The sequence below is a fragment of the Streptomyces sp. NPDC051738 genome, assembly GCF_044453205.1.
GTDB lineage: Bacteria > Actinomycetota > Actinomycetes > Streptomycetales > Streptomycetaceae > Streptomyces.
The window spans coordinates 37,901-61,664 of record NZ_JBITCM010000034.1 but is presented as its reverse complement, the minus strand read 5'-3'; the positions used below and the strand labels follow the sequence as shown (position 1 = coordinate 61,664).

9 protein-coding genes are annotated in these 23,764 nt (G+C 72.2%); all 9 read right to left on the bottom strand.

Translation table 11 applies throughout. The features are described 5' to 3' along the window. Positions 1-85: 85 nt before the first annotated feature. A complete protein-coding gene (locus ACIA8X_RS44495; protein ID WP_399460668.1) occupies positions 86-3,556 on the bottom strand; it encodes an amino acid adenylation domain-containing protein in 3,471 nt (1,156 codons plus the stop codon). A 70-nt stretch (positions 3,557-3,626) separates the two neighbouring features. Beyond that, positions 3,627-11,525 (bottom strand): amino acid adenylation domain-containing protein, encoded by a 7,899-nt coding sequence (locus ACIA8X_RS44490; RefSeq protein WP_399460667.1) that lies wholly within the window; start codon positions 11,523-11,525, stop codon positions 3,627-3,629. After that, a complete protein-coding gene (locus ACIA8X_RS44485) occupies positions 11,522-16,204 on the bottom strand; it encodes an amino acid adenylation domain-containing protein (protein ID WP_399460666.1) in 4,683 nt (1,560 codons plus the stop codon). Before ACIA8X_RS44485 ends, ACIA8X_RS44490 begins: the two co-directional genes overlap by 4 nt. Next, entirely contained in the window at positions 16,201-19,509 is a 3,309-nt protein-coding gene (locus ACIA8X_RS44480) for an amino acid adenylation domain-containing protein (protein ID WP_393460630.1), read from the bottom strand. Before ACIA8X_RS44480 ends, ACIA8X_RS44485 begins: the two co-directional genes overlap by 4 nt. After that, positions 19,509-19,727 (bottom strand): MbtH family protein, encoded by a 219-nt coding sequence (locus tag ACIA8X_RS44475; RefSeq protein ID WP_393460633.1) that lies wholly within the window; start codon positions 19,725-19,727, stop codon positions 19,509-19,511. The genes ACIA8X_RS44480 and ACIA8X_RS44475 overlap by 1 nt, the downstream gene beginning before the upstream one ends. A 3-nt stretch (positions 19,728-19,730) precedes the next feature. Beyond that, entirely contained in the window at positions 19,731-20,186 is a 456-nt protein-coding gene (gene panD, locus ACIA8X_RS44470; protein ID WP_393460636.1) for an aspartate 1-decarboxylase, read from the bottom strand. A 29-nt stretch (positions 20,187-20,215) separates the two neighbouring features. Further along, entirely contained in the window at positions 20,216-21,088 is an 873-nt protein-coding gene (locus ACIA8X_RS44465) for an alpha/beta fold hydrolase (RefSeq protein WP_399460665.1), read from the bottom strand. Positions 21,089-21,126: 38 nt separating this feature from the next. Then, positions 21,127-22,434 (bottom strand): enterobactin transporter EntS, encoded by a 1,308-nt coding sequence (entS, locus tag ACIA8X_RS44460; RefSeq protein ID WP_399460664.1) that lies wholly within the window; start codon positions 22,432-22,434, stop codon positions 21,127-21,129. 8 nt (positions 22,435-22,442) lie between these two features. Next, entirely contained in the window at positions 22,443-23,756 is a 1,314-nt protein-coding gene (locus tag ACIA8X_RS44455; RefSeq protein WP_399460663.1) for a salicylate synthase, read from the bottom strand. Positions 23,757-23,764 lie beyond the last annotated feature (8 nt).

The following is a 23,764-nucleotide window of genomic DNA, read 5'->3' as shown; positions in this document are numbered from 1 at the left end:
GGGGGCGCGAAGGAGGGGCGGGGTGCTTTCGGGCACCCCGCCCCTCCTTCTGTCATGGAGCCCTCTCAGGTGTCCATGAGCCTTCTCAGGTGTCCTTGAGCGCGGAGTCGACCTCGTCCGCCGACATGTCCTCGATCTCCAGGGTGATGGCGGCGACCTGTTCCAGGCGCCCGGGTGTCTCCTCCTCGGCGGAGAGCCGCTTGGCCATGCCGCCGGCCGTCAGGGTCGCGAAGAGGGACCGTACGGAGACCTCCGAGCTGTCCAGCGCCTCGCGCAGCCGGCCGACGATCACGGTGGCGAGCACCGAGTCACCACCGAGGGCGAAGAAGCCGTTGTCGAGGCCGACGCGTTGGACGCCGAGGACGTCCTGCCATACCCGCGCCACGACCGTCTCCAGAGCGGTGCCGGGAGCCCGGTGCTGTTCCGCCTCCGCCACCTGCCACAGCTCCTGTACGGCACGGCGGTCGAGCTTGCCGTTGGAGGTGAGCGGAAGTTCCTCGGCCACGGCGATCCGGGCCGGGACCATGTGCGGCGGCAGCACGGACCGCGCCCACTCCCGCAGTTCGTCCTCGATCGTCCCGTGGTCGGCGGCCACCGCGGCGGCCAGCTGGACGCCCTGGCCCCGGGGCAGCCCGGCGACGGCACGCCGTACCGCGGGGTGAGCGGCGAGCGCCGCCTCCACCTCGCCGAGTTCGATCCGGAAGCCGCGCACCTTGACCTGGTGGTCGCGGCGGCCGAGGAACTCCAGGGTGCCGTCGGGCCAGTACCGCGCGAGGTCGCCGGTGCGGTACCAGCGCACCCCGTCCGCCTCGGTGAACTTCTCGGCCGTGCGCGAGGGATCGGCCCGGTATCCGAGCGCCACCCCGTCCCCGCCGATCCACAGCTCACCCGGCACCCAGTCCGGACAGTCCCGCCGATGGGCGTCGACGACCCGGCAGCGGACGTTGCGCAGCGGCGTGCCGTACGGCACCGCCCTCCAGCGCGCCGGGACTTGCCCCTCCGTCACCTCGCACACCGTGGAGTGGATCGCGGTCTCCGTCGTCCCGCCCAGCCCGGTGAACCGGCACCCCGGGGCCCGCTCGGCGAGCCGCCCCGGCAGGTCGGCGCCCACCCAGTCGCCGCCGAGCAACACCGCCCGCATTCCGGTGAGTTCGCCGGGTGCGGTGGCCAGGAGAAGCATGTCGAGCAGCGGGGGCACGCAGTTGAGGAGCGTTACCTTGTGCGTGCGTACGAGGTCGGCCCACTCCTTCGCCTCGCGCCGGTCGTCCTCGTCCACGAGCACGAGGGCGCCGCCCGCGCTCAGCAGCCCGAAGATGTCGTAGACGGAGAGGTCGAAGTCCAGTGCGGACAGGGCGAGACAGCGGTCCGAAGTGCCCACGCCGAAACGGTCGTTGAGGTCGTCGATGGTGTTCATGGCCGCCCGGTGCGGCACTTCGACGCCCTTGGGTTCGCCGGTGGAGCCGGAGGTGAACAGCACGTAGGCGGGCTGCTCCTCGTCCACGGTCACCGGCTGGGGCAGGGGTGCTCGCGCAATCACCTCGGCGACCGGCAGGGCGTCGAGGCCCTCGACCGGGCGTCCGTCGGTGAGCGCGACCCGGAAACCCGCGGTGGCGCGGATGCGGTCGCGGCGTGCGGCGGGCTGTTCGACGCCGATCGGCACATAGGCGGCGCCCGCGGCCAGCACGCCCAGTACGGCGGTGATCTGGTCGGGCCCCTTGGGGAGGCTGACCGCGACCGTGTCGCCGGGGCGTACGCCGCGCTCCACCAGGGCGGCGGCGGTGCTCAGCGCGCGGTCGGCCAACTCGCCGTAGGACAGGGCGCCTTCGGTGGCCCACAACAGGGCGGGGGCGTCCGGCCGCTCCGCGGCGCGGTCGAAGAAGCCCTGGTGCAGGAGCCGGTGGCTGCGCGGGCCGTCGGTGGTGTTGACCTTGGCGCGGACCGCCGACTGCGCGTCGGGCAGCAGGGCCGGCACGGGCCGCTCCCAGACCGTGTCGTCGGTGCCGAGCCGGGTGACGAGGCCGTGGAAGGCGGCGAACATCGCGTCGATCATGCCGGCCGGGAAGGCGTCCTCGCGGACGTCCCAGTTGACCAGCAGTCCGCCGTCGACCTCGGTGACCTGGGCGTCGAGGAGCACCTGGGGCCCCTGGGAGATGATCCAGACGGGCTTGCCGAAGGACTGCCGTACGCCTTGGTCGAAGAGCTCGCCGAGGTTGAGGGCGCTGGTGAACACCACCGGCGCCAGCACCTGTTCGCCGTTCTGCCGGGACAGGTCCCGCAGCACCTCCACGCCGGAGTAGTCGGCATGGGCCGCGTCGGTGTGCATACGGTCCTGAAGGCGTCGCGCGTGCTCGGTGAACGAGCCCGGTTCGGCGAGGTCGATGTCGAGCAGCACCGAGCTGGTGAAGTCGCCGACGAGCAGGTCGACGTCGGGGTGGGAGCCCCTGCGGTCGAACATCGGCACGTTCAGCAGGAAGCGGGGCTGTCCGCTCCAGGCGGCCATGACCTCCGAGAAGGCGGTCGCCACGGCCATGGCCGGGGTCAGCCCGTGCTGGTGGGCGCGGGTGGTCAGTCGCCGCTTCTCCGCGGGCGGCAGCCAGTGGTGGCGGCGGGTCACCAGGGTCGGGTCGGTGCGCTCCGCCTCGGGCACGAGCGGGAGTTCGGGGGCGCTGGGCAGTTCGGGGATCCGCCGCTGCCACCACTCCTGGGCCTGCTCCCGGCTCAGCCGCCGTACGTCCGCGCGCTCCGCGAGGTACTCCGGGTAGCTGGTGCGGATCGGGGGGAGCGTGGTGCCGGGGTCCTGGTAGAGCTTGGCGAGGTCGGAGAGGAGCACCCGGTAGCTGAGTGCGTCGGCCGCGAGCATGTCGACGTCGACGTGCAGTCGGCTCGAACCGTCCGGCAGCAGCGAGAGCTGGACGGAGAAGACCTCGCCGGCCGCGACGTCCAGGCGCGCGTGCGAGGCGGAGTGCCGGATCTCCTCCAGTTGGGCCGCCGCCGTCCGCGCGTCCAGCGCCCGCAGGTCGTTGACGCTCGTCGCAGGGTGGGTGAGGTCGGGCAGGATCTGTTGGCGGCCGTCGTCCGTGAAGCGGGCGCGCAGCATGCCGTGGCGGGCCGCCAACGCTCGTACGGCCGTGTCCAGCCGGTCGGGGTCGACGCCGGGGCCGTCGAACTCGACGTAGAGGTGGGCGGCGACGGAGCCGAGCGTGGTCTTGTCGCCGCGGCCGATCCAGTAGGCGTGCTGCATCACGGCCAGCGGGAAAGGTTCGCGTGGTTCGGGCGCGGGCGGCGGCACGGCGGGCGTCCGCTCGGCGGGCTGTGCGACGGCCGGTATGTGGGCTGCCAACAGCTCCCGCCAGGCGCGCAGGGTGGGCTCCTTGGCCAGCTCCGCGAAGCTGACCCGGACGCCCTGTTTCCGCCAGCCGCCCGCGATCTTCATCAGGGTGATCGAGTCCAGGCCCCAGGCGATGAGGCTGTCGTCCTCGCTCGGCGGTTCCTCCGAGCCGAATGTGTCGGTGACCGAACGGAGCAGGTCGTCCGCGGTCGGGTGGTGCTGCGTCACCGGTTCCTCCGAAGTCGTCCGTGGTGGCTCAGAAGTTGTCCGTGGTGGCTGAGAGGTCGTCCGTGATGGCTCAGAAGTCGTCGAGGTCGTTCTCGAAGTCGTCGATGTCCTCCTGGGTCAGTTCGACCAGGGGGAGGTCCGACGGGGTGAGGCCGCCGGCCGGGGCGTCCTCGGCGTGCCGGGCGAGACCGTGCAGAGCGCGCTCCCAGAGGCCGAGCAGGTCCTGTGCCTCGGAGTCGGTCAGGAACGTGTCCGGCCAGGCGGCGGAGATGTGCAGCCGGACACCGCCACCGCCCGCCTCCTCTACGGCCACGGCGTTGATCTCCAGACCGAAGGCAGCGTGCTGCCTGCCCGCGGCGGAACCGCTGTCGGATGCGGTCGGCGGCGGCACCCGCAGCATGGGGGCCTCGGGAGCCAGTTCCCAGGGCTCGTCCGCCGAGCCGGACGCGGTGAAGCGGCCAAGGTAGTTGAAGAGGATCTGCGGCTGCGGAAGCTTCTCCAGGGCGGGTGCGGTGTCGGGGTTGAGGTGGCGCAGGAGACCGTATCCGAGGCCGTGGTCCGGTACGGCGCGCAGCTGCTCCTTGACGCGCTTGAGCGCCGTGCCCGCGGCGGGTCCGCCGGAGAGCGCCTCGTCGATGTCGAGCGGGCCGGGGTCGACGGCGGCCGGGTGGAAGGTGGTGAACCAGCCGACCGTGGCCGACAGATCGACGCCCTCGGCGATGTCCTCCTCCCGTCCGTGCCCCTCCAGGCCGACCAGCAGCGACCGCCCGGTCAGGGAGCCGCGCCGCTCCCGCCAAGCCGCCGCGGCGAGCGCGAGGGCGGTGAGCAGGACGTCGGGGGCGGCGGCGTGATAGGCGGCGGGGACGGCTGTGAGCAGGGCCGCGGTGACATCGTCCGGGAGGACAAGGGTGTCCTCGCGCAGGCTCGCCGCACTGCCGAGGTGGCGCTCCAGGAAGGGACGCGCCCCTTCCAACTCGCCGGTCCACCGGGCAAGTTCGCGCAAGCGGTGGGGCTTGCCGGCCTCCTCGCCGAGGAGCCTGCTCCAGGTGCGGAAGGAGGTGCCGCTGCGGGGGAGGCCACGCCCCGACTGCCACGCCTGTGCCAGGTCGGAGGTGATGATCCGCCAGGACACCCCGTCGACGACCAGGTGGTGCGCGACGAGGAGCAGCCGGCCGGAGTCGGTGAACCAGACGGCTTGGAGCATGCGCCCGGCCGCCGGGTCGAGCCGGGCCACGGCGGCGGCCAGCTGATCGTCCAACGCCGCGTCCCGCACCTGGCTCAGCAGGTCGCCCGCACGCACCGTTCCTTCGGCGGGCACCTCCAACCGGCCCGTCAGTCGAGCACGGAGCATGTCGTGGCGGTCCACCACCGCTTGGATCGCGGCGACGGCGGTGTCGTACGTGAGGCCCGGCGGGGTCACCAGCAGAACCGCCTGGGCGAGGCCGTGGTAGGAACCGTCGGGGCCGGCCGTCCAGCGCATGATCGGGGTCAGCTCCGCCGCTCCGGTCGGCTCGTCGACGAGAGCGGTGTCGGACGTTTCGGCGGAGGCGGCCGCCAGGCCGGCCGGGGTGGGCGTCTGGAAGACGTTCCGGGGGCTGAGGGCGATACCGGCCTTGCGGGCCAGGGTCACCAGGCGGATGGAGACGATGCTGTCGCCGCCGAGCTCGAAGAAGTTGTCGTCGACGCCGACGCGCCCGAGCCCGAGGACGGAGGCGAACAACTCGCAGAGCAGTCGCTCGCGTTCACCCGCGGGCTCCCGTGTCGGTGCTCCGGAGGTCGTGGTCTCGGGCGCGGGCAGGGCGCCCCGGTCGACCTTGCCGGAGGGCAGCAGCGGGAATGCGCCCAGGGGGGTGAGGGTGCGCGGCACCATGTGTTCGGGCAGCCGTTCCCGGAGCCAGTCGTGCAGGTCGCCGAGGGCGTCGGCGGCGAGGTAGTACCCGGCGAGCTGCTTGACGCCCGGGGCGTCCTCCCGGATCACCACGACGCCGCGCCGCACGCCCGGATGCTGTTCGAGGATCGCCTCGATCTCCTCCAGTTCGACCCGCATGCCGCGGATCTTCACCTGGTTGTCGGCCCGGCCGAGGAACTCAAGGGTGCCGTCGCGCTGCCACCGCACCAGGTCGCCGGTGCGGTAGAGCCGCTCGCCGGGCGGGCCGAACGGGTCGGCCACCCAGTGGTCGGCGGTGCGGCGGGGGTCGTTCACATAGCCGCGGCCGAGATAGATGCCGCCGGCGTACAACTCCCCCGGCACGCCGACCGGCACCGGCTGCAGCCGGTCGTCGAGAACGTAGAGCCGGGTGTTGCCGTTGGGCCGCCCGATGGAGACGGCGCTGCGGATCGCGCCGGTGCGGTAGACGACGTGGCTGACCCCGATGGTGGCCTCGGCCGGCCCGTACCCGTGGTACATCACCGCGGGGCTCGCGGCGCGGAAGCGGGCGAACAGCTCGGGGGTGAGCACCTCGCCACCGCACCACACGTGCTTGAGGGAGCGGGCCCGCCGGGCGAAGCCGTCCAGTTCCAGCAGCAGGTCGAGCATCGACGAGACGAGGTAGGTGAAGGTGACCCGGTGCCGTTCGACCGTGTCGAGGAGATAGTCGACGTCGCGTTCGCCGCCCGGCTCGGCGATCACCACCCTGCCGCCGTGCACCAGCGGCAGGAAGATCTCGTTGATGGAGATGTCGAAGCCGAGGGGCGCCTTGAACAGGGCCGCGTCCTCGGTGCCGAAGCGGAGCAACTCGCGCTGCCACAGCAGCCGGTGGGCGATGGCCCGGTGACGGATCATGGCGCCCTTGGGGACGCCGGTGGATCCGGAGGTGTAGATGACGTACGCGAGGCCCTCGGGGTCGACGGGGACGGCGGGGTTGTCCGGCTCCTGGGGACCGTCCAAGCGCACCTCCACGAACGGTGGCGCGTCGTCCCCAAGGACCGATCCGTCACCGGGCCTGCCCAGCACCACCGTCAACGCAGCGCTCCGGCACACCTCGGCGACCCGGAGCGCCGGCCAGGACGGCTCCAGCGGCACGAAGGCCCCGCCCGCCTTCAGCACGGCGAGCAGTCCTACGACCATCTCCACCGAGCGCTCCAGATGGATGCCGACGCGGCGCTCCGGCCCGACGCCCAGTGAAGTCAGCTCCCGGGCCAGGGCGTTGGCGCGGGCGTTCAGCTCGGCGTACGTCAGTCGCGTACCGCCCTCGATGCCGTACTCCACGGCGGTCAGGTCAGGGGTCTTCGCCACCTGTTCCTCGACCAATGCGGTCAGGGTGGTGGCGGGCATTGGGTGGGCGGTGTCGTTCCACTCCCCCAGCAGCCGGGCCCGCTCACGCGGGATGAGGACGTCGGCCAGGCCGACCGGCAGATCGGGCCGCCGGGCCAGGTCGCCGACCAGTCGCACGAACCGCTCGACCATGTCCCGGGCGGATTCGGGGTCGTACAGGTCGCGGCTGTGAACGAGCGCGCCGGTGATGCCGCCGCCCTCCGGCCGTTCGAAGACGTGGAAGGCCAGGTCGGTCTTCGCCGTGTAGAAGTCGACGCGCAGCTCACTGAGCGTCAGGCCCGCGAAGTCCCGTGTCTCGTCAGGGGCTTGCTGGTGGGCGAGCATCACCTGGAACAGCGGGTGCCGGCCCATCGAGCGGGTCGGCGCGAGCGCGTCCACGAGCCGCTCGAACGGCAGGTCCTGGTGGGCGTACGCGTCCACGTCGGTCTCGCGGACCCGGGCGAGCAGGGTACGGAACGTGGGGTCGCCGGAAACGTCGGTGCGCAGCACCAGGGTGTTGACGAAGAGGCCCACGAGGTCGTCGAGGGCCGCGTCGCCCCGTCCGGCGACCGGGGTGCCGAGGGGGATGTCGTCCCCGGCGCCGAGGCGGCCGAGCAGGACCGCGAGGGCGGCCTGGAGCGCCATGAAGACGGTGCCGCCCGCTTCCGCGGCCAGGTCCCGGAGCCTGCCGTACACCTCCGCGTCGAGGGAGAAGTCGACGGCACCGGCCCGGTATCCGGCGACGGCCGGGCGAGGTCGGTCGACGGGCAGCTGGAGTTCCTCCGGCACGCCCTCCAACTGCCGTGTCCAGAAGTCCAGTTCGGCGCCTGCCACCCCACCCTCTTCGAGCGACTGCCGTTGCCACAGCGTGTAGTCGGCGTACTGCACGGCGAGCGGGGGCCATGTGGGCCAGTCGCCCCGCACCCTGGCCGTGTAGGCCGTCTCCAGGTCCCGCAGCAGCGGCTCCGCGGACCAGCCGTCGGTGGCGATGTGGTGGACGAGGAGGAGCAGGACGTGCTCGTCGGGGGCGAGACGGTACAGCGTTGTGCGTACGGGGATCTCGGCATCCAGCGCGAACGAGTACGCGGCGGCTTCCCGCAGCAGCCCGTCGAGTTCTCCGGCGCCGGCCGGCACGATCTCGAAGGGCACAGCCGCCTCCGCCAGGACCTGTTGGAAGGGCGTGCCGTCGTCGTCCGGGTAGACCGTGCGCAGCGCCTCGTGCCGGGCCACGAGGTCATGGAGGGCGGCTCGCAGCGCGTCCGGGTCGAGCCCGCCGGTGAGACGTAGGGCGGTGTGGATGTTGTACGTCGGACTCGGCCCCTCCAGCCGGTACAGGAACCACAGCCTGGCCTGCGCGGAGGACAACGGCACCGCGTCCGGACGCCGGGTCGGCCGCAGCGCGGGGCGCCGCTCGGTGGCCGGTTCCTCCAGGAGCGGGGCGATCGCGGCCACGGTCGGTGTGTCGAAGACCGCCCGCAGCGGGACGACGGCCCCGAGCTCGGCCCGGATGCGGGCGATCAGGCGGGTGGCCAGGACGGAATGGCCGCCGAGGGCGAAGAACTCGTCGTGGATGCCGACGGAGGGCAGCCCGAGCAGGTCGGCGAACAGGGCGCACAGGGCCGCCTCCGCCTCGGAGCGGTGGGCGGTGGCGGTGGTGAGGTCGGAGAGGTCGGGGGCGGGCAGGGCCGAACGGTCGAGTTTGCCGTTGGGGGTCAGCGGCAGCTCGCCGAGGACCACGACGGCGGCGGGCAGGAGATGCTCCGGGAGCGTCGCCTTGAGGTCCTGCCTGATCTGCAACGGTTCCAGGGCTCCAGCACCGGGGTGGGGCACGGCGTACGCCACCAACCTCGGCTCGCCCTGCTGGTCCTGACGTACCGTCACCGCTGCCTGGGACACTCCGGGCAGGGCTGCCACGGCGGCCTCGGTCTCGCCCGGCTCGACGCGGAAGCCGCGGATCTTGACCTGGTCGTCGGACCGGCCGAGGAACTCCAGTGCCCCGTGCGCGCTCCAGCGCACCAGGTCGCCGCTGCGGTAGAGGCGGGCGCCGGGCGGGCCGTACGGGTCGGCGACGAAGCGGTCGGCGGTCAGGCCGGGGCGGCGGAGGTAGCCGCGGGCGAGCTGGGTGCCGCCCAGGTAGAGCTCGCCGGGGACGCCCGGCGGCACCGGGCGCAGGGACGCGTCCAGCACGAGGGTGCGGGTGTTCCACACCGGGCGGCCGATCGGTACGGAACCGGCGGCGGACGTGGTCCCCTCGGCACACGGCCAGGCGGTGACGTCCACGGCGGCCTCGGTGGGGCCGTACAGGTTGCGCAGCTCGGTTCCGGGCAGTGACTCGGCGCAGCGCTCGGCGAGTTCGGTGGGCAGGGCCTCGCCGCTGCACACGATCCGGCGCAGGACGCCGCGCGCCTGCTCGGCGGCGGGGTCGTGGAGGAAGACGCGCAGCATCGAGGGCACGAAGTGCGCGGTCGTGACCCGCCGGTCGCGGATCAGTTCGGCGAGGTAGCCGGGGTCACGGTGGCCGCCGGGCCGGGCGAGGACGAGCACCGCCCCGGTGATCAGCGGCCAGAAGAACTCCCAGACGGAGACGTCGAAGCTGGCCGGTGTTTTCTGCAACACACGGTCGTCGGCGTCGAGTTCGTACGTCTCCTGCATCCACAGCAGCCGGTTGACGATCCCGGCGTGCGGAATCACGGCCCCCTTGGGACGGCCCGTGGAACCGGAGGTGTAGATGACGTACGCGGGGTGCTCGGGGCGGAGGGGCTGCAGCCGGTCGGCGTCGGTGAGTTCGGCGGCATCGAAGGCGGTGGCCTCAGCGGCGGTGGTCTCCGTGTCGAGCAGGAGCAGCGGCACCCCGGGCGGCAGTACCCGGGCGGTGTCCGTGGCGGTCAGCACCAGCGTCGGCGCGGCGTCCTCCACCATGAACTGCAGCCGCTCGGCCGGGTAGCCGGTGTCCAGCGGGACGTATGCGGCGCCCGCCTTGAGCACCGCCAGCAGCGCCACCACCAGGTCGGTCCCGCGGTCCAGGGCCACGCCCACCAGATGCTCGGGGCCCACGCCGTGCGAGATCAGCAGCCGGGCGAGTCGGTTGGCTCGGGCGTGCAGGTCGGCGTAGTCCAGGGCGTGCGAGCCGTCGTCGGCGATGAGGGCGGGCGCGTCGGGGGTGCCTGCGGCCTGCCGGGCGAGGAGGTCGGTGAGGTGGGTGACGGGGACGGGGTGGTCGGTGGCGTTCCAGTCCTCCAGGACCCGGCGTTCCTCGGCCTCGGCCATCAACGGCAGCCGAGGGAGGGCGAGTTCGGGGTCGGCGAGGGCTGCGGCGAGGAGTGTCTCCAGGTGCCGGAGGAGCCGGTCGACGGTGTCCGGGGTGAAGAGGCCGCCGCGGTACGTCGCCTCGATCCGCAGGCGCCCACCGGTGAGGAAGGCCTCCAGGGAGAGGTCGAACTGCGTGGTGTCGTTGTGGACGGTCTCCCATTCGGCGGTCACGCCCGGGAGTCGCGGTCCTTCGAGTCCCTGGGTGAGGAAGAGCAGCATGACGTCGAAGTAGACGGAGCGGCCCGGCTGCCGCTCCGGCTTCAGCCGCTCCACCAGTTTGTCGAAGGGCATGTCCTGGTGGGCGTATCCGTCCGTGCACACCTGCTTGACGCGCTCGACGAGTTCGGCGAAGCCGGGGTCGCCGTCGAGGTCGGCGCGCAGGGCGAGGGTGTTGCCGAAGTTGCCGATCAGCTCTTCGAGGCCGGGGAGGTCTCGGCTCATCACGGCCGAGCCGATCGGGATGTCCGTGGCGCCGGTGGTGCGGTGGAGCAGGGCGGCCAGACCCGCGAACAGCACCATGAAGGGCGTCGCGCCCGCGCCCCGCGCGAAGGCGGTGAGCCGGTCGGTGACGTCGGGGGCGAAGGTGTGGAAGCGGCGGTCGCCGTGCGGGGTGGGGCGGGCGGTGCGCGGGGCGTCTGTGGGCAGGGCGAGGGGACGGGGTGCGGGGACCAGGGTGGAGCGCCAGTGGTCGAGATGCTCGGCGAGTCGCTCGTCGGTCCAGGTGGTGCGCTGCCAGAGCGCGAAATCGCCGTACTGGAGGGGAAGTTGTTCGAGGCCGGAAGACGACGACGTCCCGTCGGTCGCCGCACGGTAAAGGGCACTCAGGTCACGAGAGAGCGCGTTGAACGTACCGCCGTCCCAAGCGATGTGATGAACCGTCAGAACAAGGGTGTGGTCCTGCGCGGCGCGCTCGATCAGCAGGGTGCGCAGGGGATGGTCGTGGGCGAGGTCGAAGGGGGTCGCCGAGGCGGTCCTGGCCAGTTCCGTCGTACGGCGGTCCCGCTCGTCCTCCGGCAGGTCGCGCAGGTCGGCGGTGGCGAACTCGACCTCCGCCTCGGCGTCGACGATCTGCTCCGGGGTGCCGTCCTCGGCAGCCGGGTAACGGGTGCGCAGTACCTCGTGCCGGTCGATCAGCCCCTGCAAGGCCGTGCGCAGAGCCGCCGGGTCGAGCGGGCCGCGCAGACGGATGGCGAGGCAGACGTTGTAGGCGGGGCTGGCCGGGTCGAGTTGCTGGAGCAGCCACATGCGGGACTGGGCGTACGACAGCGGCAGCCGGGGCGTGTCCGCGGGCCGGCGCGGGATCCGTTCGGAGCGGGCGGCCGCGTCGGCCAGACCGGCGCTCTCCAGCCTGCGGCGGAGCAGTTCGCGCTTGCGCGCCGCGAGGTCGGCGGTGGGGGTCTGCGTCACTGGTCTCCGCCTTTCGGGAGCGGTTCGCCCTTCAGCAGCAGGTGGAGGGAGGTGGTCCAGAGCTCGGCCAGCCGTTGGATCTCGGTCTCCGTGAAGAGCCGTTCCGGCCACTGCCAGCACACCGACAGTTCCGTCCCGGTGATCACCGCGTCGATGACGAGGGCGTACGGGGCGGGCATGTCGGGGTCGGCGCCGCTGCCCATGGCGCCGGTCTCCGGTGCGCTCGTGAACACTGCGGACTCGCGCCGCTCCCCCATGCCCATCCGGCCCAGGTAGTTGAACTGGATCTGTGGTTCGGGGAGTGGGGAGAGCTGCCCGGCCGTCTCCGGGTTGAGGTGGCGGAGCAGTCCGTAGCCGATCCCCTTGTCGGGCAGGGCGGCCAGCTGGTCGCGGATCCGCCGTACCTGGTCCGCAGCGGGGCGGGCGCCGGGATCCAGCCGGACCGGGAAGACGCTGGTGAACCAGCCGAGGGTGCTGGAGAGGTCGGCGCCGGGGAGGAGGTGCTCCTCGCGGCCGTGGCCCTCCAGGGCGATCAGGACCGAGGGCCCGGGACCAGGACCGGGAGTGGGAACGGGAGCGGAGGCGCCTCGCCAGGAGGGCACGGTGAGTGCCAGCGCGGTCAGCAGCACTTCCTGGGCGGAAGCGGTGGTGAGGGGTGCGGTGATGTCCGGGCCCAGCGTGGTCCAGTGCCTGCGGATCGTCGACCTGGTGTCCACGGCGGGGTCCAGCGGTCCGGCACCCAGGGGTGGTTCCTGCAGGTCCAACATCCCCTTCCAGAGGGCGAGTTCGGATGATCGCTCCTGGGCCAGGCCCCGCAGCGTCTGCGCCCACTCGCGGAAGGACGTGCCTCGCGGCGACAGCTCCCCGCCCTCCCACGCGGCGGCCAGGTCGGCGACCAGCACGCCCCAGGACGCCGCGTCGGTCACCAGGTGGTGCAGCACGACCAGGAGCCGCCCCTCGCGCCCGCTGCCGCCGTCGAACCACAGGAACCGCGCCATCGCCCCGGTCGCCGGGTCGAGCTCGGCCACCAGCTCGTCGAACGCCTCCGGCACCAGCGTGCCGATCGCCGTGTGGTCCAGCCGCTCGGCGTCGATACGCCGTACGCAGTCGGCGGCGCTGGCCGAGCCCACGGGTGCGGCCTCGAAGCGCCAGGACCCGTCCGCGGCCCGGGCGAAGGTGGAGCGCAGCAGGTCGTGCCGGTCCAGTACGGCCTGGACGGTGCGGTGCAGCCCGTCGAGGTCCATGGCGGCCGGGGTCCGCAGGAAGCGTGCCTGGCTGAGGGCGCGGAAAGGGCCGTCCTGCTCGGTGAGCCAGGTCAGTATCGGGGTGAGCGGTATGTCGCCGGTTCCCGCGTCCGGTTCGGTCACGCGGGGTGCGGCACCGCCCGCGAGGTCTGCCGCGTCGACCCGTTCGGCGAGTTCCGCGATCGTGGGCCGCTCGAACACATCGCGCGGCGAGATCGCGAGCCCGGCCGCCCGCGCCTGGCTGACCAGCCGCATCGACACGATGCTGTCGCCGCCGAGCGCGAAGAAGCTGTCGTGCACGCCGATCGTGTCCAGCCCGAGCACCTCGGCGAACAGCGTCGCGAGCCGCTCCTCGACCGGGTTCCGGGGCGGCTGCGTGGCCGGCCCGGCGGACCGGGACGGCGCCGGAAGGGCCGCGGTGTCCAGCTTGCCGTTCAGGGTGAGCGGGAAGCCGTCCACCGGGACGAACGCCGAGGGCACCATGTAGTCGGGCAGTACGGCGGACACGGCGCGGCGCAGCGGCTCTGCCGTCTCCGCCGTCTCTTCGATCTCCTCGGTCTCCTCGGTCTCCTCGGTCTCTTCGGTCTCTTCGGTCCTCGGCGCGGAGAGGATGACGTACGCGACGAGGCGCCGTACGCCTGGCGTGTCCTCGCGGACGACGACCGCCGCCCGCTCGACCTGCTCCTGCTCCAGCAGCACCGCCTCGATCTCGCCGGGTTCGATCCGGTAACCCCTGATCTTGACCTGGTCGTCGACCCGGCCCAGGCATTCCACCAGGCCGTCCTCGGTCCAGCGGGCGATGTCGCCGGTGCGGTACATGCGTGCGCCGGGATCGCCGGAGAACGGGTCGGCGATGAAACGGGCCGCTGTCGCGGCAGGTTGGCCGAGGTAGCCGCGGGCCAGGCCGGCGCCGGCCACGTACAGCTCGCCCTCCACGCCGACGGGGACGGGGTTGAGGTGGCCGTCCAGGATGTACAGGGTGCCGCCTGCGACGGGGCGGCCGATCACGGGACGCTCACTGAGCGCGACGTCGCAGTCCGCGGAGTCGACGGTGCATTCGGTGGGGCCGTAGAGGTTGTGCGCGGCCAGCCCGTCCGTCTCCCGCAGGGTGCGCCACAGGTCCGGCGGCACGGCCTCGCCACCGACGCCCAGCACCTTCAACTCGGCCTGCCAGTCGCCACCTTGGGCGACCAGTTCGCCGAGCAGGGACGGGGACAGTTCGATGAACTCGATGCCGTTGCGGGCGAGGAAGTCGCGCAGGGCGGCAGGGTCGCGGCGGATGTCCTCCGGGACCATGTGCAGCTCGTGTCCGGCGAACATCCACAGCATGGGTTGCCAAGAGGCGTCGAAGGCGATGGGCCAGGCGTGGCCTATGCGGAGAGGGCTGCCGCCGGCTGCTGTGGAGGCCGGGTTGTGCAGGGCCTTGTTGTGGGCGGTGTAGAGGTTGACGATGGCTCGCTGTGGGATGACCACGGCCTTGGGGCGGCCGGTGGAGCCGGAGGTGTAGATGACGTAGGCGGGGTGTTCGGGGAGGAGGGGGGTTGGGCGGTCGGGGTCGGTGAGGTTGGAGGCGGGTGCCTGAGCGAGGCGCTGATGAGTGTCGGGGTCGTCCAGGAATACGAAGCAGTGGGGTGGCAACGCCGGTTGGCGACCAACGGTTGTGTGTGGCTGGTCGCGCCCACGCGGCGGAGCCGCATATGTCACAGCCCCGCGCCCCTTTAGGGGCTTTGCAGTTGCCGTCGTGACAAGAGCCACCGGACGCGCATCCGCCAACATCCCCGTGATCCGTTCCTCTGGCCATGCCGGATCCAACGGCAGATAGGCCGCGCCCGCCTTCTGGATCGCCAGCAGAGCGGTCATGACGTCCGGGGTCGGCGGTAGCGCGAACGCGACGATCCGTTCCGGTCCGGCGCCCAACTCGACCAGATGTCGGGCCAGTTGGTTCGCGGCAGTGTTCAACTCCGCGAACGTCAGAGTCCGGCCGTCTCCGACCACCGCCACCGCGTCCGGCGTACGAGCCACCTGCGCCTCGAACACCTCGGGCATCGTGCCGTACGGCACCGGAAGCCGCTCCCCCACCCCGCCCGTCAGCAGCGCCGTCCGCTCCTCGGGCGCGAGGACGTCCAGCGCGGCGAGGGGGGCGTCCGGGGCGGCCAGAACCGAATGGACTAGGCGCTCGAAGCGGTCGGCGAGCTGCTCCACCGTCGTGCGGTCGTAGCAGTCGGGGCGGAACTCGAAGACGATCCCGAGCTGTTGCTCGGCCAGTACGGCCAGGGTCAGCGGGTAGTGGGTGGCGCCCGAGCCCTTGACCTCGACGATCCGCAGGCCGGCGCTCGCCTCGGCCTCGGCGACCGCCGACTCGTCGATCGGGTAGTTCTCGAAGACGAGCAGGGTGTCGAAGAGGTCGCCCGCGCCGGCTGTGCGCTGGATCTCGGTGAGGCCCAGGTGCTGATGGTCCATCAGCCGGGACTGCTCGTCCTGCACTCGGCGGAGGAAGGCACCCGCGGCCTCGCCGGGCGGTACGGTCACCCGGACCGGCACCGTGTTGATGAACAGGCCGATCATGGACTCCACACCGGCCAGTTCGGCGGGCCGGCCGGCCACCGTTGCCCCGAAGACCACGTCGCCCCGGCCCGTCAGCCGCGCCAGCAGCAGGGCCCACAGCCCCTGAACGACCGTGTTGACGGTGATGCCCCGACGGCGCGCGAACTCCTGTACCCGGCCGGTCAGTTCCTCGGTCAGCCGCAGGGTGTGCAGCTCCGGGGGCACCGGGACCAGACCGGCGGCCGAGGGTGCCAGCACGGTCGGCGTCGCCCCGGCCAGTGCCTCGCGCCAGGCGTGGGCGGAGGCCTCGCGGTCACGGGAGGCGAGCCAGGCGAGGAAGTCGCGGTACGGCCGTACGGCGGGCAGCGGGGCCGTGGAACCGGGGGCGAGCTGGGCGGCGTACAGCTGGAGCAGTTCGCGGACCAGGAGGGGGATGGACCAACCGTCCAGCAGGAGGTGGTGGTTGGTAAGGATCAGCAGCCATCGGTCGGCCGCTCGGCGGACGAGCGTCAGGCGCAGCAGGGGCGGGTCGGTCAGGTCGAAGCGGGCGGTCGCGTCCTCGGCGATCAGGCGGGCCAGGTCGCCTTCCCCGGTGACTTCCGCCTCGGCCCAGTTCACCGGCACCTGCTTGAGGACCACCTGCACCGGTTCGTCCAGGTCCTCGTGGAGGAAGGCGCTGCGCAGGTTGGCGTGCCGGGCGAAGAGTTCCTCGGCGGAGGTGCGCAGCAGGGCGGGGCGCAGCGGGCCCTCGATCTCCACCAGGGACTGCATGGTGTAGACGTCCTGGGCGCCCTCGTCGAACAGGGCGTGGAACAGCAGTCCCTGCTGCAGCGGGGAGAGCGGCAGCACGTCCTCGACCAGGGAACCGTCGTCCCCGGGTGCCTTGCTCATCGAGTCCTCCACCTCGCCTTGACGTTGTCGAGCTGCGACTGGCTGAGTGACACCAGCGGGGCGCCGGTCGGGGTGAACTCCTCGGGCGCGGGGCCGGTTTCGTCGGGCAGGGCCTGGGCGAGCCCGGCCGGTGTGCGATGGGTGAACACATCGCGCGGGGACAGGGTGAGTCCGGCTCTGCGGGCCCGGTCGGCCAGCCGGACCGAGACGATGCTGTCGCCGCCGTGCTCGAAGAAGTCGTCGTGGACGCCGACCCGTTCGAGACCGAGCACCTCCGCGAACAGGCCGCACAGCACCTTCTCCGGTTCGGTGCGGGGGGCTTCGAAGGTGCTCGTGCCGGTGAAGTCGGGGGCGGGCAGGGCGCGTCGGTCGAGTTTGCCGCTGGGGGTGAGGGGCAGCGCGTCGAGGACGACGACTGCGGACGGTACGAGGTGGGCGGGGAGGCGTTCGGCGAGGGTTCGGCGCAGGGTTACGGGGTCGAGGGTGGGTGATGGCGACGCCGACCGCGCCTCCTGCTGCCCGCCAGCCGCTTCCCTTGCTTCCGCCGCTCCCGTCGCTTCCCTTGCTTCCCTTGCTTCCCTTGCTTCCCTTGCTTCCCTTGCTTCCCTTGCTTCCGCCACGACATACGCCACCAACCTCCGCGGCCCCGCCCCGTCCTCCCGCACCACGACCGCCGCCCGCCCCACCCCCGGCAACGCACGCGCCGCCGCCTGGATCTCCCCCGGCTCGACACGGAAGCCCCTGATCTTGACCTGGTCGTCGGCCCGGCCGAGGAACTCCACCGTGCCGTCGGCCCGGAGTCTGGCGAGGTCGCCGGTGCGGTAGAGACGGCTGCCCGGTGGGCCGAAGGGGTCGGCGACGAAGCGTTCGGCGGTACGGCCCGGCTGGTTGAGGTAGCCGCGGGCCAGCCCTGCCCCGGCCACGTACAGCTCGCCGACCGCGCCGACGGGGGACGGACGCAGGAACGGGTCGAGGACGTGGACCCGCGTGTTCGCGATCGGCCGTCCGAGCGGGACCGGGCCGTCGCCGCCGTCGTGGACGTGAACGAGGCTGTCGCCGGCCGCCTCGGAGCAGCCGTAGAGATTGACCAGGCGCGCCTGCGGCCAGCGCCGGGTGATCGCCTCGGCCAGTTCGCCGGAGAGGGGTTCGCCGCTGGAGATCCAGGTGCGGACGGAGGAGAAGGCGTCCGGCGGGGCGGATTCGACGAGGGTGGTGTAGAGGCTGGGGACGGCGGTGAGGAGCGTGGCCCGGTGGCGATCGGCCAGAGCGGCCAGTGCCGTGGGGTCGCCGGTCGCCTCGTCGTCGGCGAGCGCCACCGCCTCGCCCGCGACCAGGGCGCCGAGCAGTTCGGTGAGTCCGTCGATGAAGCTCAGCGGGCTCTTGGAGACACGGACGCCGCCCGGACCGGTTCCCAGCTCCCGGCCCCAGGCGAGGCGGTTGGCCAGGGCCCGCTGGGTTCCGATCACACCCTTGGGGCGGCCGGTGGAGCCCGAGGTGAAGATGACGTACGCGGGGTGCTCGGGCGACAGCGGCGGTCGCTGCCCCTGCCCCTGCCGTACGGCGGCCTCCGCGTCCGGCGGGCATGTCAACGCCCCGTTGATGCCGAGCGGTTGGGCCGTCGACTCATCGCAGATCACGAGCCGGGGCTCAGCATCGTCGAGCATGAGCGTGATGCGGTCGGCCGGGTAGCCGGGGTCGATCGGCATACAGGCGGCTCCGGCCTTCAGTACCGCGAGGAGCGCGGTGACCAGGTCGGGGCTGCGGGGCAGGGCGACGGCGACGACGGACTCCGGCCCCGCGCCACGCTCGGTCAGGGCCGACGCCAACCGGCCGGCTCGGGCGTCGAGTTCGGCGAAGGTCAGGGTGGTGTCGCCGTGGAGGACGGCGGGGGTGTCGGGGGTGCGGGACGCCTGGGCCTCGAAGAGGGCGCGGACTGTGGAGTGCGGGAGGGGACGCTCGTTCAAGGTGCTCGGCTCGCCCTCCGCCGGGGGCAGGCCGAGCCTCGCGACAGGGGTTGCCGGGCGCTCGATGAAGTCCCGGAGCAGCACGTCGAGTTGGGAGGCGACGCGGTTCACCGCCGCGCCATCCAGCACCGTCGGCCGGTAGCCGAAGGTCAGCGTCAGGCGCGGGCCCGGCAGCGCGGTGAGGTTCAGCGGATAGTGGGTGGCGTCGTGGACCGAGACCCCCGTCATACGGAGGCCCTCGGGGTCGAGGGCACGGGCGATGCCGTCGTCGTCGATGGGATAGCTCTCGAAGACCAGCAGGGTGTCGAACAGGACCGTGTGCCCAGCGGCGCGCTGGATGTCGGCGAGGCCGAGGTGGCGGTGGTCGAGCAGTGCGGACTGCTCGGACTGGAGTCGGACGAGCAGGTCCGCGAGCGGCTCCTCGGGACGCAACCGCGCCCGCACCGGCAGGGTGTTGATGAAGAGGCCGACCATGGACTCGATGCCGGGGACGTCGGCGTCGCGGCCGGAGACCGTGGCGCCGAGGACGACGTCGGTGCGGCCGGTCAGTCTGCCGAGCAGAACGGCCCACAGCCCCTGGAGCACGGTGCTGACGGTGAGGCCGTGGGCCCGTGCGGTGGCGGTGAGGGCCTCGGTGTCCTGCTCGGAGAGTTCCCGAACCAAACGCTCGGGCTCCTCGGCGGGGACGTCCCGGGCATCCGGCGCCATCAGTGACGGTTCGTCAAGTCCCGCCAGTGCGGATTGCCATGACCGTTCGGCTGCCGCGCGGTCCTGACGGGCCAGCCAGGCCAGGTAGTCGCGGTAGGGCCGCACACGGGGCAGGGCGTCGAGGTCGCCGTCCGAGGCGTACAGCTGGAAGAGTTCGCGTACCAGGACCGGGGCGGACCAGCCGTCCCAGAGCAGGTGGTGCGAGGAGATCACCAGGCGGTGGCTCAGCGCGTCGAAGGTGACCAGCCGGCAGCGCAGCAGTGGTGGCCGGGCCAGGTCGAACCGCTCGGTGCGGTCCTCCGCCAGAAGTCGTTCGAAGGCCGGTTCGCGTTCGGGGGCGGGCAGGGACGACAGGTCGGTGACCTGCCACGGGGTCCTGACCTCGCTCCTGATCACCTGGACCGGCCGCCCTGAACGCTGGGTACGGAACGCGGCCCGCAGGTTGGCGTGCCGGGCGAGCAGCTTCCCGACCGCCCCGCTCATCCGCTCCGCGTCCAGCGGCCCTTCGAGGCGGAGGGTCATCTGGCCGGTGTAGACGTCGTGGCCCTGTTCGTCGTACAGCGCGTGGAAGACCATCCCCTCCTGCATGGGTGACAGGGGGAGGACGTCCGCCACGGCCGGGCGGCCGGCCATCAGCCCTCGGCCTTGCGCATGGCCTCGGCCAGGCTGCGCGGGCGCATGTCCGTCCAGTTCCGCTCGATGTACTCCAGACAGGCGGCCCGGTCGGCGGGGCCGTGCACCGAGGACCAGCCGCCGGGTACGGGCGCGAAGTCAGGCCACAGGGAGTGCTGGCCCTCGTCGTTGACCAGGACGCGGAAGACGCCGCTGTCGTCGTCGAAGGGGTTGGCCATGGCTCAGTTCCTCTCCTGCTCGCCGTCCTGGGGTGGCGCGTGGTAGGTGAAGGTGCCGGACACCTGGTCGGCCGCGTCGGGCACGGGCTCGGCGGGATCGGCGCCGAGCGCGACGATCCGGTTGGCCTTGTCGACGTGGACGACCCGCGGCCGATGGGCTGCGCGCTCGGTCTCGTCGAGCGCGGCGAAGGACATGATGATCACCAGGTGACCGGGGTGGACGAGATGGGCGGCGGCGCCGTTGATCCCGATGACCCCGCTGCCGCGTTCGCCGGTGATGGCGTAGGTGGTGAGTCGGGCGCCGTTGTCGATGTCGACGATCTGGACCGCTTCGCCCTCGACGATGTCGGCGGCCTCCATGAGGTCCTGATCGATCGTCAGCGATCCCACGTAGTGCAGATCTGCCTGGGTGACGGTGGCTCGGTGGATCTTGCCGTTCAGCAAGGTGCGGTGCACCATGACCCCCTGAGGAGATTACTTAGGTGAGGCTAACCTAAATCACTGGCGCCGGGTGCGGGAAGACGGGTGGAAGGAGGTAGGGAAGTACGCGCGGATGGACGGTCGCCGAAGAACTCCAGGAGCACCCGGTTCACTTCGTCCGGGCGCTCCAAGTAGCCGTAGTGGCCGCAGCCCTTGATCTCCTGGTAGACGGCGCCGGGGATGGCGTCGGCGACCTCGCGCCCCAGGTGCGGCGGGAGGACGACGTCGTCCGCGAAGCCGATGACCAGGCAGGGCGCGTCGATGGCCCGGTAGGCGTCCAGTCGGCCCTCCGGGACGTCCAGGTCCAACTGGGCCCGCGTTCCGGGCCCTTGGGGCTGCGGTGAGAACTCGAAGAGCTCCAGCCAGTCCCGGATCTGCTGGTCGTCGTCAAGGGTGGCCGGGGACAGGTTCTGCAGGGCGCGGATCCAGGTGGTGTAGGCGGTCGGGAGCTCCAATCCGCTGTCGTACAGGGCGCGTTCGGCCCTCGTCATCGCCGCGCGCAGGACGTCGTTGCGGCCACGGGTGGCCATCAGGACGCCCTGTTGGACGAGCCCGGGCCGGGCCAGCATCAGCTCCTGGACGACGTACGCCCCCAGGGAGACGCCGACGAACCGGCACGGCGCGAGTCCGAGGTGTTCGGCCAGGCCCGCCGTATCGGCCACCAGGTCGTCGATGGTGAAGCCTTCCGGGCTCTCGTCCGTCGGGGGGATGCCCCGGTTGTGGAAGGTGACGGCGCGGTATCCGGCGTCGACCAGCGCCGGCACCTGGTGGAGGTGCCAGGCCCGGCCTCCGGCGCTCTGGCCCATCACCAGGACAACCGGCTCGCCCTCGCCGGTGTCCTCGTAGTGGAGCCGGATTCCGTTGATCCGCGCGCTCGGCATGGTGCACCGCCCTGTCGTCCGAGTCGTCCGAGGCTGTGTCAGTCGGCTGCCGGGGAGGTCTCGGCGGGCGCGGCCCTGTCGTCCCCTTCCCCATCCCCGTCGGCGTCCGCGGGCCGGCTGAGCGTGGCCTTCCGCAGCCCCGGCATGGCCAGGGCCAGGGCGCCCACGCCCGCCAGACAGACCAGTCCGCCGACCACCACGGCCCCGCTGGACGACCCGATCGCCCTGGCCACCAGGCCCGCCTCGACGTTGCCGACGGAGGGCCCGGCGGTGGCCTGGGCCAGCCACAGGCTGCCGACCCGGCCCTGGAGCCGGTCCGGTGTGTAGTGCTGGAGCAGGGCCCGGCGCAGGATCTCCGAGGCGGTGTCGCCGAGGCCGGCCAGGGCCAGGAAGGTCAGCGCCAGCCACAGGTTGGGGCTCAGGCCGAAGCAGGTGATCGCCACGCCCCACACCGCGACCGCGCCGATCAGTGCCCGGCCGGTGTGGTGCACCCGGCCGGTCCAGCCGCTGGTCAGCGCGCCGAAGAAGGAGCCGACCGCGGGGGCGGTGTAGAGGAGTCCGACGGTGGACGGGCCGCCGCCGAAGTGTTCGGTGCCGAGTTCGGGGAAGAGGGCGTAGGGCATCGCGAAGACCACCGCGCACACGTCGATCAGCAGCAGTCCGGCCACGACCTGGTTGCCGCGCAGGAAGCGCAGCCCCTCCCCCATCGCCTTCAGAGGATGCTGTGCCTCGGCGTTCCCCTCGGGAGGGAGCTTCGGCAGTGGGGCGAGCAGGGCGAGTCCGACGACGTATATGGCCGCGTCGATCGCGAAGCACATCGCGACACCCGGCCCGGCCGCGATCACGCCCGCGAGCGACGGCCCGACCATGCCGCCCAGTTGGGCGGTCAGGGTGGTCAGCGCGCCCGCCGCGGCCAGCTGTCCGGGCGCCACCAGGGCCGGAGTCGCGGCCATCAGGGCCGGACCGCCCAACCCTGCGGTGAAGCCCGCCAGCACGGCCGCCACGAAGACGAACCACACCTGCGGGTCGGGCAGCGCCGCGTTCACGGCGAGCCCCGCGATCACCACCGCGGTCACGGCCCGGGTGACCAGCATGACCTTGCGCCGGTCGACCCGGTCGGCGAGCAGACCGCCCGTGACCAGACCGACCAGCAACGACAGGCCCAACACCAGGTTCATCAGGCCGACTTGGACCGACGAGCCGGTGAGGTGGTAGATCTGCAGGCTGGCCGCCACCGAGGTGAGGTGGGTGCCCACCATGGAGATCGCCTGGGTGGCGAACATCAGCCTGAAGTTTCTGCTGGAGCGCAACGGCGCTACGTCGACGACCATTTCTCCCAGTCGCACGCGCGCCCCTAACCCTGTGCCGGGATGACGTAGGGGGCGACGCTGCGCAGTTTCTCGCAGGTCTCCTCCAGCTCCCGGGCGGGGGTCGACCCGGCGAGGATGCCGGCGCCGGCCCGCAGCCAGGTGCGGCCGCCCTCCTCGAAGATGCTGCGCAGCACGAGGGCCGCGTCGAGCGATCCGTCGCCGCCGGCCCGCAGGACGGCGCCGCTGTAGATGCCGCGCGGTTCCTTCTCCAGCCGGGCGATGCAGTCGTACGCAGGTGTCTTGGGGATGCCGGAGGCGGTCACCGCGGGGAACACCGCGCGCAGGGCGTCCCAGGCGGTGGCGGAGTCGGCCAGCAGGCCGTGCACGCTGGAGCCGAGGTGCTGCACGCTGCCGCGCCGGCGGACGCTGAGCAGGTCGCGCACCGAGACCGTGCCCGGACGGCAGACGGTGGCCATCTCCTCCTCGGCGAGTTTGACCGACAGCACGTGTTCGGAGATCTCCTTGGGATCGGCGAGGAGTTCGGCGCGCAGCCGCTCGTCCTCCTGGTCGCCGAAGCCACGGGCGCGGGTGCCGGCGAGCGGCTGGGTGACGACCTCGCCGTCGGCGCTGACCTCGGCGACGGTCTCGGGACTGAATCCGGCGACCCGGCGCCCGCCGAGGTTCAACAGGAAGGAGCGGGCGGGGGTGTTGTGCGAGCGGCCGTGGACGTAGGTGGCGACGAAGTCGACCGGGAAGGGCACGTCGACGGACCGGGAGAGGATGACCTTCTGGAGGTCCGAGGTCCGTATCTCCTCGATGGCCTGGGCGACCATGTCCGGGTAACGGCCCTCGGCGTCCGATACGTCGATGGGGCGGGGTACGGCGGTGGGGTGCGCGTCGGCGCGGTCGAGTAACCCGGTCAGCGCGTCCAGCGTCTCCTGGTCGGCACTGCGGATCAGGGCGCCTTTCTGACTGAGCCTCACTTCGCTGTGCGGGACGACCAGATGGAGCAGGTCGTCGTCGCCCGCCCGGTCGGGGCGGCCGGCGTGCAGATGGGAGAACTCGAAGGCCATCCAGCCGTAGGCGTTCCAGCCCGCTATGGCCATCCGGTCGAGTTCCGCGTGGACTTGGCGCAGTGGATGCGGCCCCAGCGAAGTCGTGGTCTCCTCGCTGAGCCAGCGGCGGCGGATCTCGGAGCGGCCGACCAGGATCTCGCCGAGCGCCCCTCCGGCGAACCAGACGTCGCCGTTCTGTTCGTAGATCACGTACTGGTCGAACAAGCCCGACTCCGCCAGTCCTGCCGCCAACTGGACGGGGTCTCCCGGCAGTTCCGTCTCCGCGCTCCGATAACGCAGCAAGGACCTAC

Coding starts and splice junctions, on each gene's coding strand:
- ACIA8X_RS44465 (WP_399460665.1), bottom strand. CDS start 21,088: ATGCCGAGCGCGCGGATCAACGGAATCCGGCTCCACTACGAGGACACC.
- ACIA8X_RS44485 (WP_399460666.1), bottom strand. CDS start 16,204: ATGAGCAAGGCACCCGGGGACGACGGTTCCCTGGTCGAGGACGTGCTG.
- ACIA8X_RS44480 (WP_393460630.1), bottom strand. CDS start 19,509: ATGGCCGGCCGCCCGGCCGTGGCGGACGTCCTCCCCCTGTCACCCATG.
- panD (WP_393460636.1), bottom strand. CDS start 20,186: ATGGTGCACCGCACCTTGCTGAACGGCAAGATCCACCGAGCCACCGTC.
- ACIA8X_RS44475 (WP_393460633.1), bottom strand. CDS start 19,727: ATGGCCAACCCCTTCGACGACGACAGCGGCGTCTTCCGCGTCCTGGTC.